At 50.5% G+C, this 13,358-nt stretch carries 26 protein-coding genes; 1 reads left to right on the forward strand and 25 read right to left on the reverse strand.

The window, feature by feature from the left end; translation table 11 throughout:
* Positions 1 to 21 precede the first annotated feature (21 nt).
* From secY to rpsJ, 22 genes are all read right to left on the reverse strand, one after another.
* The gene (gene secY / locus OGV83_RS04175; RefSeq protein WP_001118864.1) at positions 22 to 1,353 is read right to left on the reverse strand and encodes a preprotein translocase subunit SecY; all 1,332 of its coding nucleotides are present in this window, start codon (positions 1,351 to 1,353) and stop codon (positions 22 to 24) included.
* Between the two features lie 7 nt (positions 1,354 to 1,360).
* Positions 1,361 to 1,795, reverse strand: coding sequence for a 50S ribosomal protein L15 (gene rplO / locus OGV83_RS04180; protein WP_001238917.1), 435 nt, complete (start codon positions 1,793 to 1,795; stop codon positions 1,361 to 1,363).
* 3 nt (positions 1,796 to 1,798) lie between these two features.
* Positions 1,799 to 1,978: a 50S ribosomal protein L30 gene (gene rpmD, locus OGV83_RS04185; RefSeq protein WP_001140434.1), complete on the reverse strand. Its 180-nt coding sequence runs from the start codon at positions 1,976 to 1,978 to the stop codon at positions 1,799 to 1,801.
* Between the two features lie 3 nt (positions 1,979 to 1,981).
* Positions 1,982 to 2,485: a 30S ribosomal protein S5 gene (gene rpsE / locus OGV83_RS04190; protein ID WP_000940121.1), complete on the reverse strand. Its 504-nt coding sequence runs from the start codon at positions 2,483 to 2,485 to the stop codon at positions 1,982 to 1,984.
* 14 nt (positions 2,486 to 2,499) lie between these two features.
* Entirely contained in the window at positions 2,500 to 2,853 is a 354-nt protein-coding gene (gene rplR / locus OGV83_RS04195; protein ID WP_006817270.1) for a 50S ribosomal protein L18, read from the reverse strand.
* Positions 2,854 to 2,862: 9 nt separating this feature from the next.
* Entirely contained in the window at positions 2,863 to 3,396 is a 534-nt protein-coding gene (gene rplF / locus OGV83_RS04200) for a 50S ribosomal protein L6 (RefSeq protein ID WP_012135817.1), read from the reverse strand.
* Between the two features lie 12 nt (positions 3,397 to 3,408).
* Positions 3,409 to 3,801 (reverse strand): 30S ribosomal protein S8, encoded by a 393-nt coding sequence (gene rpsH, locus OGV83_RS04205; protein ID WP_000062611.1) that lies wholly within the window; start codon positions 3,799 to 3,801, stop codon positions 3,409 to 3,411.
* Between the two features lie 33 nt (positions 3,802 to 3,834).
* Positions 3,835 to 4,140, reverse strand: coding sequence for a 30S ribosomal protein S14 (gene rpsN, locus OGV83_RS04210; RefSeq protein WP_012135425.1), 306 nt, complete (start codon positions 4,138 to 4,140; stop codon positions 3,835 to 3,837).
* Positions 4,141 to 4,154: 14 nt separating this feature from the next.
* Entirely contained in the window at positions 4,155 to 4,694 is a 540-nt protein-coding gene (gene rplE, locus OGV83_RS04215; RefSeq protein ID WP_007702494.1) for a 50S ribosomal protein L5, read from the reverse strand.
* Positions 4,695 to 4,708: 14 nt separating this feature from the next.
* Complete coding sequence (gene rplX, locus OGV83_RS04220; protein ID WP_012135426.1) at positions 4,709 to 5,023, reverse strand: 50S ribosomal protein L24; 315 nt, start codon at positions 5,021 to 5,023, stop codon at positions 4,709 to 4,711.
* Positions 5,024 to 5,033: 10 nt separating this feature from the next.
* Positions 5,034 to 5,405 (reverse strand): 50S ribosomal protein L14, encoded by a 372-nt coding sequence (gene rplN / locus OGV83_RS04225; RefSeq protein WP_002919748.1) that lies wholly within the window; start codon positions 5,403 to 5,405, stop codon positions 5,034 to 5,036.
* 163 nt (positions 5,406 to 5,568) lie between these two features.
* Positions 5,569 to 5,823, reverse strand: a complete 255-nt coding sequence (gene rpsQ, locus OGV83_RS04230) for a 30S ribosomal protein S17 (protein ID WP_003031120.1) — start codon at positions 5,821 to 5,823, stop codon at positions 5,569 to 5,571.
* Positions 5,823 to 6,014 carry a 50S ribosomal protein L29 gene (rpmC, locus tag OGV83_RS04235; RefSeq protein WP_000644742.1) on the reverse strand — a complete coding sequence of 64 codons (192 nt, stop codon included), beginning with the start codon at positions 6,012 to 6,014 and terminating at the stop codon, positions 5,823 to 5,825. Before rpmC ends, rpsQ begins: the two co-directional genes overlap by 1 nt.
* A complete protein-coding gene (rplP, locus tag OGV83_RS04240; RefSeq protein ID WP_000941212.1) occupies positions 6,014 to 6,424 on the reverse strand; it encodes a 50S ribosomal protein L16 in 411 nt (136 codons plus the stop codon). Before rplP ends, rpmC begins: the two co-directional genes overlap by 1 nt.
* A 12-nt stretch (positions 6,425 to 6,436) precedes the next feature.
* Entirely contained in the window at positions 6,437 to 7,138 is a 702-nt protein-coding gene (rpsC, locus tag OGV83_RS04245; RefSeq protein ID WP_000529945.1) for a 30S ribosomal protein S3, read from the reverse strand.
* A gap of 17 nt (positions 7,139 to 7,155) precedes the next feature.
* A complete protein-coding gene (gene rplV, locus OGV83_RS04250) occupies positions 7,156 to 7,488 on the reverse strand; it encodes a 50S ribosomal protein L22 (RefSeq protein ID WP_000447529.1) in 333 nt (110 codons plus the stop codon).
* Between the two features lie 14 nt (positions 7,489 to 7,502).
* Positions 7,503 to 7,781, reverse strand: a complete 279-nt coding sequence (rpsS, locus tag OGV83_RS04255; protein WP_001138117.1) for a 30S ribosomal protein S19 — start codon at positions 7,779 to 7,781, stop codon at positions 7,503 to 7,505.
* Positions 7,782 to 7,797: 16 nt separating this feature from the next.
* Positions 7,798 to 8,619 carry a 50S ribosomal protein L2 gene (rplB, locus tag OGV83_RS04260; protein ID WP_000301864.1) on the reverse strand — a complete coding sequence of 274 codons (822 nt, stop codon included), beginning with the start codon at positions 8,617 to 8,619 and terminating at the stop codon, positions 7,798 to 7,800.
* A 17-nt stretch (positions 8,620 to 8,636) separates the two neighbouring features.
* On the reverse strand, positions 8,637 to 8,939 hold the full coding sequence (gene rplW / locus OGV83_RS04265; RefSeq protein WP_000617546.1) for a 50S ribosomal protein L23: 303 nt from the start codon (positions 8,937 to 8,939) through the stop codon (positions 8,637 to 8,639).
* On the reverse strand, positions 8,936 to 9,541 hold the full coding sequence (gene rplD / locus OGV83_RS04270; RefSeq protein ID WP_000424395.1) for a 50S ribosomal protein L4: 606 nt from the start codon (positions 9,539 to 9,541) through the stop codon (positions 8,936 to 8,938). The genes rplW and rplD overlap by 4 nt, the downstream gene beginning before the upstream one ends.
* A gap of 10 nt (positions 9,542 to 9,551) precedes the next feature.
* Positions 9,552 to 10,181, reverse strand: coding sequence for a 50S ribosomal protein L3 (rplC, locus tag OGV83_RS04275; protein WP_000579837.1), 630 nt, complete (start codon positions 10,179 to 10,181; stop codon positions 9,552 to 9,554).
* Positions 10,182 to 10,213: 32 nt separating this feature from the next.
* On the reverse strand, positions 10,214 to 10,525 hold the full coding sequence (gene rpsJ, locus OGV83_RS04280) for a 30S ribosomal protein S10 (RefSeq protein ID WP_001181005.1): 312 nt from the start codon (positions 10,523 to 10,525) through the stop codon (positions 10,214 to 10,216).
* A gap of 379 nt (positions 10,526 to 10,904) precedes the next feature.
* Between rpsJ and OGV83_RS04285 the strand changes: the two genes are divergently transcribed.
* Entirely contained in the window at positions 10,905 to 11,372 is a 468-nt protein-coding gene (locus OGV83_RS04285; RefSeq protein WP_049011817.1) for a prepilin peptidase, read from the forward strand.
* Here OGV83_RS04285 and bfr read toward each other — a convergent pair.
* From bfr to tuf, 3 genes are all read right to left on the reverse strand, one after another.
* Positions 11,369 to 11,845, reverse strand: coding sequence for a bacterioferritin (gene bfr / locus OGV83_RS04290; protein ID WP_012135432.1), 477 nt, complete (start codon positions 11,843 to 11,845; stop codon positions 11,369 to 11,371). The genes OGV83_RS04285 and bfr overlap by 4 nt on opposite strands.
* A gap of 71 nt (positions 11,846 to 11,916) precedes the next feature.
* Positions 11,917 to 12,111 carry a bacterioferritin-associated ferredoxin gene (gene bfd / locus OGV83_RS04295; RefSeq protein ID WP_012135433.1) on the reverse strand — a complete coding sequence of 65 codons (195 nt, stop codon included), beginning with the start codon at positions 12,109 to 12,111 and terminating at the stop codon, positions 11,917 to 11,919.
* 197 nt (positions 12,112 to 12,308) lie between these two features.
* The coding region (gene tuf, locus OGV83_RS04300) for an elongation factor Tu (protein WP_286448899.1) at positions 12,309 to 13,358 on the reverse strand (1,050 nt) is incomplete at its 5' end.

Raw genomic sequence — 13,358 nt, forward strand, 5'->3', positions numbered from 1 at the left:
CGTAACTTCTCGGGCGACCAATTAACGGCCGTAGCCTTTCAGGTTCGCCTTCTTCAATGCAGACTCATACTGACTGGACATCATCAGAGTTTGCACTTGAGCCATAAAGTCCATAATCACGACGACAACGATAAGCAGTGAGGTCCCACCAAAGTAGAACGGTACTTTCATTGCATCACGCATGAACTCCGGGATCAGGCAGATAAAGGTAATGTAAAGCGCACCAACCAAAGTCAGGCGGGTCATTACTTTATCGATATACTTCGCCGTTTGCTCTCCCGGACGAATTCCTGGTACAAATGCACCGGACTTCTTCAGGTTATCTGCTGTTTCACGCGGGTTGAAAACCAACGCCGTGTAGAAGAAACAGAAGAAGATGATTGCAGACGCATAGAGTAACACATAAAGCGGTTGCCCAGGCTGCAAATACAGCGAAATTGTTGTCAGCCAGTTCCAACCAGTACCGCCCCCGAACCATGACGCGATGGTTGCCGGGAACAGAATAATACTGGAAGCGAAAATTGCCGGGATTACCCCCGCCATATTCACTTTCAGCGGTAAATGTGTGCTCTGTGCAGCATAGACACGACGACCCTGCTGACGTTTTGCGTAGTTTACCACAATGCGGCGTTGACCACGCTCAACAAATACAACAAAGAACGTCACTGCAAATACTAATACTGCAACCAACAGCAACACGAGGAAGTGCAGGTCGCCTTGACGCGCTTGCTCGATAGTATGGGCAATGGCTGGCGGGAGTCCCGCGACAATACCGGCGAAGATAATGATTGAGATACCGTTGCCGATACCACGTTCAGTAATCTGTTCGCCCAACCACATCAGGAACATGGTTCCTGTAACCAGACTTACAACAGCGGTGAAATAGAATGCAAAGCCCGGATTCATTACCAGGCCTTGCATACCAGGCATATTCGGCAGACCGGTAGCAATACCGATCGACTGGAATATCGCCAGCACCAGAGTACCGTAGCGGGTGTACTGGCTGATCTTACGACGACCAGACTCCCCTTCTTTCTTAATTTCTGCCAGCGTTGGGTGAACCACCGTCAGCAGCTGGATAATAATCGACGCCGAAATATACGGCATGATACCCAGAGCAAAGATAGAAGCACGGCTGAGTGCACCACCAGAGAACATGTTAAACATTTCAATGATGGTGCCTCGCTGTTGCTCAAGCAGTTTGGCAAGTACAGCGGCATCAATACCAGGGATCGGAATAAAAGAGCCAATACGGAACACAATCAGCGCGCCGATAACAAACAGCAGTCTGCGTTTCAGCTCGCCTAAGCCACCTTTGGCGCTTTGAAAATCTAATCCCGGTTGTTTAGCCATCTGCTACTTATTCCTCGATTTTACCGCCAGCAGCTTCGATAGCAGCACGAGCGCCTTTAGTAACACGCAGGCCACGAACAGTTACCGGAGTAGTGACTTCACCAGCCAGGATCACTTTCGCGAACTCGATCTGGATACCGATAATGTTAGCCGCTTTCAGCGTGTTCAGGTCTACTACGCCGCCTTCTACTTTAGCCAGGTCAGACAGACGAACTTCGGCTGTAATCGCTGCTTTGCGAGAAGTGAAGCCGAATTTCGGCAGACGACGGTACAGAGGCATCTGACCACCCTCGAAACCGCGACGTACGCCACCGCCAGAACGAGACTTCTGACCTTTGTGACCACGACCACCGGTTTTACCGAGGCCAGAACCGATACCACGACCCAGGCGTTTACCCGCCTTTTTGGAGCCTTCGGCCGGAGACAGAGTATTTAAACGCATCTCTTACTCCTCAACTTTAACCATGAAGGAAACCGCGTTGACCATACCACGAACAGCAGGAGTATCCTCGCGCTCTACGGTGTGACCAATACGACGCAGACCCAGGCCAAGCAGCGTTGCCTTGTGTTTCGGCAGACGACCGATTGCACTGCGGGTTTGAGTAATTTTAATAGTCTTTGCCATGGTTTATTTCCCCAGAATTTCTTCAACGGATTTACCACGCTTGGCAGCGACCATTTCTGGAGAATTCATATTTTCCAGGCCATCAATAGTTGCACGAACCACGTTGATCGGGTTGGTGGAACCATATGCTTTAGCCAGAACGTTATGAACCCCAGCAACTTCCAGAACGGCGCGCATTGCACCACCGGCGATGATACCGGTACCTTCGGAAGCTGGCTGCATGAATACACGAGAACCCGTGTGAACACCTTTAACCGGGTGTTGCAGGGTGCCGTTGTTCAGCGCGACGTTAATCATATTGCGACGGGCTTTTTCCATCGCTTTCTGGATCGCTGCTGGAACTTCACGCGCTTTACCGTAACCAAAACCAACGCGACCGTTACCATCGCCAACTACAGTCAGAGCTGTGAAGGAGAAAATACGACCACCTTTAACGGTTTTAGATACGCGGTTTACCGCGATCAGCTTTTCCTGCAGTTCGCCAGCTTGTTTTTCGATGTGAGCCATCTTACACCTCTACCTTAGAACTGAAGGCCAGCTTCACGGGCAGCATCTGCCAGTGCCTGGACACGACCATGATATTGGAACCCGGAACGGTCAAAGGACACATCTTTGATGCCTTTTTCCAGAGCGCGTTCAGCGACAGCTTTACCCACAGCTGCAGCCGCGTCTTTGTTACCGGTGTACTTCAGTTGTTCAGAGATAGCTTTTTCTACAGTAGAAGCAGCTACCAGAACTTCAGAACCGTTCGGTGCAATTACCTGTGCGTAAATGTGACGCGGGGTACGATGTACCACCAGGCGAGTTGCGCCCAGCTCCTGGAGCTTGCGGCGTGCGCGGGTCGCACGACGGATACGAGCAGATTTCTTATCCATAGTGTTACCTTACTTCTTCTTAGCCTCTTTGGTACGCACGACTTCGTCGGCGTAACGAACACCCTTGCCTTTGTAAGGCTCAGGACGACGGTAGGCGCGCAGATCTGCTGCAACCTGACCGATCACCTGCTTATCAGCGCCTTTCAGCACGATTTCAGTCTGAGTCGGACATTCTGCAGTAATACCTGCTGGCAGCTGGTGGTCAACCGGGTGAGAGAAACCTAAGGACAGGTTTACTACATTCCCTTTAACCGCTGCACGATAACCTACACCAACCAGCTGCAGCTTCTTAGTGAAGCCTTCGGTAACACCGATAACCATTGAGTTCAGCAGGGCACGCGCGGTACCAGCCTGAGCCCAACCGTCTACGTAACCATCACGCGGACCGAAGGTCAGTGCATTATCTGCATGTTTAACTTCAACAGCATCGTTGAGAGTACGAGTCAGCTCGCCGTTTTTACCTTTGATCGTAATAACCTGACCGTTGATTTTTACATCAACGCCGGCAGGAACAACGACCGGTGCTTTAGCAACACGAGACATTTTTTCCTCCGATTAGGCTACGTAGCAGATAATTTCGCCACCAAGACCAGCCTGGCGCGCTGCACGATCAGTCATAACACCTTTAGAGGTAGAAACAACTGCGATACCCAGACCCGCCATAACTTTCGGCAGCTCATCTTTACGTTTGTAGATGCGCAGACCTGGGCGGCTGACACGCTGAATGCTTTCTACAACAGCTTTACCCTGGAAATACTTAAGAGTCAGTTCCAGTTCCGGCTTGGTGTCGCCTTCAACTTTAAAATCTTCGATAAAACCTTCTTCCTTCAGCACGTTGGCAATTGCCACTTTCAGCTTGGAGGAAGGCATGGTGACCGCAGCTTTGTTCGCGGCCTGACCGTTACGGATACGGGTCAGCATATCCGCGATCGGATCTTGCATGCTCATCTGTCTTTACTCCCGTGATTCAATTGGTGACAATTACCAGCTAGCCTTTTTCAAGCCTGGTACTTCACCGCGCATAGCGGCTTCACGTAACTTGATACGGCTCAACCCGAACTTGCCCACATAACCATGTGGACGACCTGTTTGACGGCAGCGGTTACGCTGACGAGACGGGCTGGAATCACGCGGCAGAGTCTGCAGCTTAAGAACAGCGTTCCAACGATCTTCGTCGGAAGCGTTCACATCAGAGATGATCGCTTTCAGTTCAGCGCGTTTCGCGAAGTATTTATCAGCTAAAGCTACGCGTTTTACTTCGCGTGCTTTCATTGATTGCTTAGCCATTCAGTAACCCTACCTTACTTGCGGAACGGGAAGTCAAAGGCAGCCAGCAGAGCACGGCCTTCTTCGTCAGATTTCGCAGTAGTGGTAATGGTAATATCCAAACCACGAACGCGGTCGACTTTATCGTAGTCGATTTCTGGGAAGATGATCTGCTCACGGACACCCATGCTGTAGTTACCACGACCGTCGAAAGACTTAGCGGACAGGCCACGGAAGTCACGGATACGCGGTACAGCAATAGTGATCAGGCGCTCAAAGAACTCCCACATGCGTTCGCCACGCAGAGTTACTTTACAGCCGATCGGATAGCCCTGACGGATTTTGAAGCCTGCAACAGATTTGCGTGCTTTGGTGATCAACGGTTTTTGACCGGAGATTGCTGCCAGGTCAGCTGCTGCGTTATCCAGCAGTTTCTTGTCAGCGATCGCTTCACCAACACCCATGTTCAGGGTGATCTTCTCGACCCGAGGGACTTGCATGACAGAATTGTAGTTAAACTCAGTCATGAGTTTATTAACTACTTCGTCTTTGTAGTAATCATGCAGTTTCGCCATCGTACTACTCCAAATTACTTGATAGTTTCGCTGTTAGATTTGAAGAAACGGACTTTTTTACCGTCTTCGAATCTAAAGCCTACACGGTCAGCCTTACCGGTTGCCGCATTGAAGATTGCAATGTTGGAAACCTGAATAGCGGCTTCTTTTTCAACGATGCCACCCGGTTGGTTCAGAGCCGGAACCGGCTTCTGGTGTTTCTTAACCAGGTTGATACCTTCAACAATGACCTTGCCGGAAGACAGGACATTCTTAACTTTACCGCGTTTACCTTTATCTTTACCGGTTAACACGATAACTTCGTCATCACGACGGATTTTCGCTGCCATGATTCGCTCCTTAGAGTACTTCTGGTGCCAGAGAGATAATTTTCATGAACTTCTCGGTACGAAGCTCACGAGTTACCGGCCCAAAAATACGCGTACCGATAGGCTGCTCGCTGTTATTGTTCAGAATAACGCATGCATTACCATCGAAGCGAATGACAGAACCGTCCGGGCGACGAACACCCTTCTTGGTGCGCACCACTACCGCCTTCAGCACATCACCTTTTTTGACCTTACCACGCGGAATTGCTTCTTTGATGGTGATCTTGATGATGTCGCCTACGCCTGCGTAGCGACGGTGCGAGCCACCCAGAACCTTGATACACATTACGCGACGTGCACCGGAGTTGTCGGCGACGTTCAGCATAGTCTGTTCTTGGATCATTTTAGTGCTCCGCTAATGTCAACTACTACTGAGACCCGAAAATCAGGTCGTTAAAAAAGCCCCATATCGGGGGCGCGGCATTATAACACCGCTTCAACGATATGGGTAGAAAAAATAAACGGCCCATCGCTGAGCCGTTTATTCGTTGAGAATGGGTACTGTATTACAGAACCGCTTTCTCTACAACGCGAACCAGCGTCCAGGACTTAGTCTTGGACAGTGGGCGGCATTCGCGGATTTCAACCACGTCACCGGTACCACATTCGTTGTTCTCGTCATGTACGTGCAGTTTGGTCGTACGCTTGATGAATTTACCGTAGATCGGGTGTTTCACAAAACGTTCGATAGCAACAACAATGGATTTCTCCATTTTGTCGCTAACAACGCGACCTTGCAGAGTACGGATTTTATCGGTCATTACGCACCCGCCTTCTCAGTCAGTAAAGTCTTAACGCGTGCGACATCACGACGCACTTGCTTCAACAGGTGAGACTGTTGCAGCTGGCCACTTGCAGCCTGCATACGCAGGTTGAACTGCTCACGCAGCAGGTTCAGCAGCTCGGTGTTCAGCTCTTCAACACTCTTCTCACGCAGCTCTTTTGCTTTCATTACATCACCGTCTTAGTTACAAAGGTGGTTTTAATCGGCAGTTTCGCTGCTGCCAGCTTGAATGCTTCACGGGCCAGCTCTTCCGGTACGCCGTCCATTTCATACAGGACTTTACCCGGCTGAATCAAGGCAACCCAATACTCCACGTTACCTTTACCTTTACCCATACGCACTGCCAGCGGCTTTTCAGTGATCGGTTTGTCCGGGAATACACGGATCCAGATCTTACCTTGACGCTTAACTGCACGGGTCATAGCACGACGTGCTGCTTCGATCTGACGGGCAGTCAGACGACCACGGCCAACAGCTTTCAGACCGAAGCTGCCGAAGCTAACATCCGTACCCTGCGCCAGACCGCGGTTACGGCCTTTGTGCATTTTACGGAATTTTGTACGCTTTGGTTGTAACATCAGCGACGCTCCTTATTTACGGCCTTTACGCTGCTGCTTTTTCGGTTGAGCAGCCGGTTTTTCCGGTTGTTCAACAGCAGCCATACCACCCAGGATCTCGCCTTTGAAGATCCACACTTTAACGCCGATTACACCGTAAGTGGTGTGCGCTTCAGAGGTGTTGTAGTCGATGTCAGCACGCAGAGTGTGCAGCGGTACGCGACCTTCACGGTACCATTCGGTACGAGCGATTTCCGCGCCGCCCAGACGGCCGCTAACTTCAACTTTAATACCTTTAGCGCCCAGACGCATTGCGTTCTGTACAGCACGCTTCATAGCACGACGGAACATAACACGACGTTCCAGCTGAGAAGTGATGCTGTCAGCAACCAATTTTGCGTCCAGTTCAGGCTTACGAACTTCGGCGATATTGATCTGTGCAGGAACGCCAGCGATATCCGCTACGACCTTACGCAGTTTTTCTACGTCTTCGCCTTTCTTACCGATAACGATACCCGGACGAGCAGTGTGAATAGTCACACGGATGCTCTTAGCCGGACGCTCGATAACGATACGAGATACGGACGCTTTAGCCAGTTCCTTCGTCAGGTACTGACGTACTTTAAAATCGCTGTCCAGGTTGTCAGCGAATTCTTTGGTGTTCGCAAACCAGGTAGAGTTCCATGGTTTTACAATACCCAGGCGAATACCATTAGGATGTACTTTCTGACCCATTGCTAGTCTCCAGAGTCTCAGCGATCGGACACAACCACAGTAATGTGGCTGGTGCGCTTCAGGATGCGATCTGCACGACCTTTTGCACGCGGCATAATGCGCTTCATGCTCGGGCCTTCGTCTACGAAAATTTTCGTAACTTTCAGATCGTCAATGTCAGCGCCATCGTTGTGTTCAGCGTTAGCAATGGCAGATTCCAGGACTTTCTTGACCAGTACAGCCGCTTTCTTGTTGGTGTAGGTCAAAATATCCAGAGCCTGCGACACTTTCTTACCGCGAATCAGGTCAGCAACAAGGCGAACCTTCTGAGCAGAAGAACGAGCATGGCGATGTTTAGCGATAGTTTCCATCTCTTCCTCCTACCTTATTTCTTCTTCGCTTTTTTATCAGCAGCGTGGCCGCGATAAGTACGAGTCGGTGCGAATTCACCCAGTTTGTGACCGACCATTTCATCGGTTACAAATACCGGAACGTGCTGACGACCATTATGGACAGCGATGGTCAAACCGATCATGTTAGGAAAGATCGTTGAACGACGGGACCAAGTGCGCAGGGGCTTCTTGTCTCCGCTTTCCACCGCTTTCTCTACCTTCTTCAGCAAGTGCAGGTCAATAAAAGGACCTTTCTTGAGAGAACGTGGCATGGCTTATCCTCTAAAATTATTTGCTACGGCGACGTACGATGAATTTATCAGTACGCTTGTTGCTGCGGGTCTTCTTACCTTTGGTCTGAACGCCCCACGGAGTTACCGGGTGCTTACCAAAGTTACGACCTTCACCACCACCATGTGGGTGGTCTACTGGGTTCATCGCGGTACCGCGAACGGTCGGACGAACACCACGCCAGCGTGCAGCACCTGCTTTACCCAGAACGCGCAGCATATGCTCAGCATTGCCAACTTCGCCCAGAGTTGCACGGCAGTCTGCTTCGACTTTACGCATTTCACCAGAACGCAGACGCAGGGTGACATAAGCACCATCGCGCGCAACGATCTGAACGTAAGTACCAGCGGAACGTGCCAACTGACCGCCTTTACCTGGTTTCATTTCTACGTTATGAACGGTAGAACCAACCGGGATGTTGCGCATCGGCAGGGTGTTGCCTGGTTTGATTGCAGCATCAACGCCAGATTGAATCTGGTCGCCAGCTTTCAGGCCTTTAGGGGCCAGGATGTAACGGCGCTCACCGTCTTTGTACAGAACCAGCGCGATGTTCGCGGAACGGTTCGGATCGTACTCAAGACGTTCAACAACTGCCGGGATACCATCTTTGTTGCGTTTGAAGTCAACAATACGGTATGCCTGCTTGTGGCCACCACCGATATGACGAGTGGTGATACGGCCATTGTTGTTACGACCACCGGATTTGCTGTTTTTTTCCAGCAACGGAGCAAAAGGTTTGCCCTTGTGCAGCTCAGGGTTAACCACTTTAACTACGTGGCGACGACCCGGAGATGTCGGTTTACATTTAACAACTGCCATTGTATTACTCCTCCGACTTACTCAGCGCCGCCAACGAAGTCCAGATTCTGGCCTTCTTTCAGGGTGACGTAAGCTTTTTTCCAGTCGCTACGACGACCGATACGCTGTCCGTGACGTTTAACTTTCCCTTTAACAACCAGGGTGTTAACGACTTCGACTTCGACTTCAAACAGTTTCTGCACAGCAGCTTTGATTTCTGCTTTGGTCGCGTCTTTAGCAACTTTGAGAACGATGGTGTTGGTTTTTTCCATCGCAGTAGACGCTTTTTCAGAAACGTGCGGTGCGCGCAGCACCTTCAGCAGACGTTCTTCACGAATCATGCCAGCATCTCCTCAACTTGCTTAACAGCATCAGCAGTCATTACGACTTTGTCGAAGGCGATCAGGCTAACCGGGTCGATACCAGTTGCATCGCGTACGTCAACCTTGTGCAGGTTGCGCGCAGCCAGAAACAGGTTCTCGTCCAGCTCACCGGTGATGATCAGCACATCTTCCAGAGCCATGTCTTTCAGTTTCTGAGCCAGCAGCTTAGTTTTAGGCGCTTCTACAGAGAACTTCTCGACAACGATCAGACGATCCTGACGTACCAGTTCGGACAGAATGCTTTTCAGCGCGCCGCGGTACATCTTCTTGTTAACTTTTTGACTGTGGTCCTGCGGACGTGCAGCGAAGGTCACGCCACCAGAACGCCAGATCGGGCTCTTGATAGAACCAGAACGCGCACGGCCGGTACCTTTCTGGCGCCACGGTTTTTTACCGGAACCAGTTACTTCAGCACGAGTCTTCTGAGCACGAGTGCCCTGACGAGCACCAGCTGCATAAGCAACAACAACCTGGTGAACCAGCGCTTCGTTGAAATCACGACCGAAGGTAGTTTCGGAAACAGTCAGCGCGCTCTGCGCGTCTTTCAATACTAATTCCATTGCTATCCCCTTACGCCTTCACAGCTGGTTTAACGATCAGGTCGCAACCGGTTGCACCCGGAACACCACCTTTAACCAGCAGCAGGTTGCGCTCAGCGTCAACACGTACTACGTCCAGGCTCTGAACGGTTACACGTTCGTTACCCAGCTGACCTGCCATTTTCTTGCCTTTGAACACTTTGCCCGGAGTCTGGTTCTGACCGATAGAACCCGGAACGCGGTGAGACAAGGAGTTACCGTGAGTAGCGTCCTGGGTACGGAAGTTCCAGCGCTTAACGGTACCTGCGAAACCTTTACCTTTAGAGGTGCCAGTTACGTCAACTTTTTTAACGTCAGCAAACAGTTCAACGCTAATGCTCTGACCAACGGTGTATTCTTCACCCTCTGCCAGACGGAACTCCCACAGGCCGCGGCCAGCTTCTACGCCAGCTTTAGCAAAGTGGCCAGCTTCCGGCTTGGTTACACGGTTAGCTTTTTTAGCACCAGTGGTAACCTGAACAGCGCGGTAGCCATCGTTAGCCAGATCTTTAACCTGAGTAACGCGGTTTGCTTCAACTTCGATTACGGTTACTGGGATAGAGACGCCATCTTCAGTGAAGATGCGGGTCATACCCACTTTTTTACCGACTAAACCAATCATTGTTTCAACCTCTCAATCGCTCGATGACCTGATTAACCCAGGCTGATCTGCACGTCTACACCGGCAGCCAGGTCCAGACGCATCAGAGCATCAACGGTTTTCTCGGTTGGCTCAACGATGTCAACCAGACGCTTGTGAGTGCGAATTTCGTACTGATCGCGCGCGTCTTTGTTAACGTGCGGGGAGATCAGAACGGTAAAGCGCTCTTTGCGGGTCGGCAGCGGGATCGGACCACGGACTTGCGCACCAGTGCGCTTAGCAGTCTCGACGATTTCCGCGGTTGATTGATCGATCAGACGATGATCAAACGCTTTCAGGCGGATACGGATTCTTTGGTTCTGCATGAGACCAGAGCTCCAATTATTTTATAAACGAAAATGATTACTCCTCGTGCCCATTACGATTGATGGGAGAGTGTAACCGTTCTTACGTAGCTCCCCGATTGGGAGCATTGTTAGATAACCAAATCGGCTACCTAAGGTTCAGATCGAACCTGCCGTCAACTAAGACAAGCCCGCGCATTATACGCAAATCTCAGCCTGACGCAAGTGCCGCGTAGATATTAATCATTTCGTCTGTAATGCGAGCAACTTCGCACATGCATTGTGCCGTTTTTGTTTTGCGCATTTTCTTCGGAATACACTGCGCAACGTCATCATTCCTCCGTTGCATGGAAAATGAGTTTCACGGATGGTGAGCGTAACGTTTAATGAGGATGACATGATGCAACCCGACCTCCCCTTCCTGATTATCTACCTCTTATTATCTGCGCTATCCGGGATATATGACGCGCGAACAGGACTCTTGCCCGATCGGTTTACCTGTCCCCTGCTCTGGAGCGGCCTGCTTTATTACCTGTGCTGTTTACCTGACCATTTGCCAGATGCGCTTTGGGGCGCCATTGCGGGTTACGGCGGGTTCGCCTTTCTCTATTGGGGATACCGACTGCTGTATCGCAAAGAAGGGCTCGGATACGGCGATATCAAATTTCTTGCCGCGCTTGGCGCCTGGCATCGTTGGGAGTCATTACCCCTGCTGGTCTTTCTGGCCGCGCTTATTGCCAGCATTAACGTGATGGCGATGTACGTAATAAACGGGAAAGGGGCATTAAAAAACCCGCTGCCGTTCGGGCCATTTCTGGCGGCTGCGGGTTTTATCATTGGCTGGAAAACACTGCTGTCGGGGAGTTAATCGTCCACTTTAATTTGCGATTGCAGGTAATTCTGTAGACCAATTTTTGCAATCAGATCCAGCTCCGTCTCAAGCCAGTCGATATGCCCTTCTTCATCTGTCAGGATCTCAATCATCATGTCCCGGCTAACGTAATCATGAACGCTGTCGGCGTAGGCTATGGCTTCACGTAGATCCTTCGCTCCTTCCAGTTCCAGACGGAGATCTGACTGCAACATCTCTTCGACATCTTCACCAATGCCCAGCTTGCCAAGATCCTGCAAGTTTGGGATACCCTCAAGAAATAAAATACGCTCGATATATTTATCAGCGTGTTTCATTTCATCGATGGATTCATGGTATTCGACGTCATTCAGACGAGTGAGCCCCCAGTTTTTAAACATACGGGCATGGAGAAAGTACTGATTGATTGCGACAAGCTCATTTCCCAATAGTTTATTGAGATAATTTATGATTTTAACATCACCTTTCATTTTATAGTCCCTCCGCTTCCACTCTTAGAGCGTAGATGGGGCTACAAGGATGTCAAAAAAAAGAATGTGACTCAGGCGATTTCTTTAAACTCCGGCATTTGCATTAACTCATCCTGCATCACTTCACGCGCCGCACGGACGCACTTACCGCATTGATTTCCAACAGGAATAAACTTACGTAATTGTTGGAAAGATTGAGGGTGAAACTGACGAACAGCCTGACGAATTTTTTTATCACTTACACCATTACACAAACAAACGTACATGATCGCTCCCGTTCAATTTCTGCGCAAAGTGTAAATGAGAATAGTTATGATTACAATAGCACAAATACGTTTGTGTGCAGGGAGAGGAATAAAAAATGCGACTAAATATGACACTCTTTATATAGCAGGTAGATATGACAGACAGCAAAAAGGGCGCCGAAGCGCCCTTTTTAAGTGCAGAACTAATTATTAAATAATTAGCTCATTACTTTAGCAACAACGCCCGCGCCAACGGTACGGCCGCCTTCACGGATTGCGAAACGCAGACCGTCGTCCATCGCGATCGGGTGGATCAGGGTAACAACCATTTTGATGTTGTCGCCCGGCATTACCATCTCTACGCCTTCCGGCAGTTCGATGGTGCCAGTCACGTCAGTTGTACGGAAGTAGAACTGCGGACGGTAGCCTTTGAAGAACGGAGTATGACGGCCGCCTTCATCTTTGGACAGAATGTACACTTCAGATTCGAACTTGGTGTGCGGCTTGATGGTGCCCGGCTTAGCCAGTACCTGACCACGTTCGATTTCTTCACGTTTGATACCACGCAGCAGAACACCTACGTTCTCACCAGCACGGCCTTCGTCCAGCAGTTTGCGGAACATTTCAACGCCAGTACAGGTAGACTTCGCAGTCTCTTTGATACCAACGATTTCAACTTCTTCGCCCACTTTGATGATACCGCGCTCTACACGACCGGTAACAACGGTACCACGACCGGAGATGGAGAATACGTCTTCGATCGGCAGCAGGAACGGCTTGTCAATCGCACGCTCTGGTTCCGGGATGTAAGAATCCAGGTAGCCAGCCAGTTCGATGATTTTCGCTTCCCACTCTGCGTCGCCTTCCAGCGCTTTCAGAGCAGAACCACGAACGATCGGCGTGTCGTCGCCCGGGAAATCGTACTGAGACAGCAGTTCACGCACTTCCATCTCAACCAGTTCCAGCAGCTCTTCGTCATCAACCATGTCGCATTTGTTCAGGAACACGATGATGTACGGAACGCCTACCTGACGACCCAGCAGGATGTGCTCACGGGTCTGCGGCATCGGGCCGTCAGTCGCAGCAACAACCAGGATCGCGCCGTCCATCTGCGCAGCACCGGTGATCATGTTTTTAACATAGTCGGCGTGGCCCGGGCAGTCTACGTGCGCGTAGTGGCGAGTCGGGGTGTCGTATTCAACGTGAGAAGTGTTGATGGTGATACCACGAGCTTTTTCTTCCGGCGCGTTATCGATCTGGTCGAATGC

Origin of the sequence: Citrobacter sp. CK189 (genome assembly GCF_030333505.1) — a bacterium.
Taxonomy (GTDB): domain Bacteria; phylum Pseudomonadota; class Gammaproteobacteria; order Enterobacterales; family Enterobacteriaceae; genus Citrobacter_B; species Citrobacter_B koseri.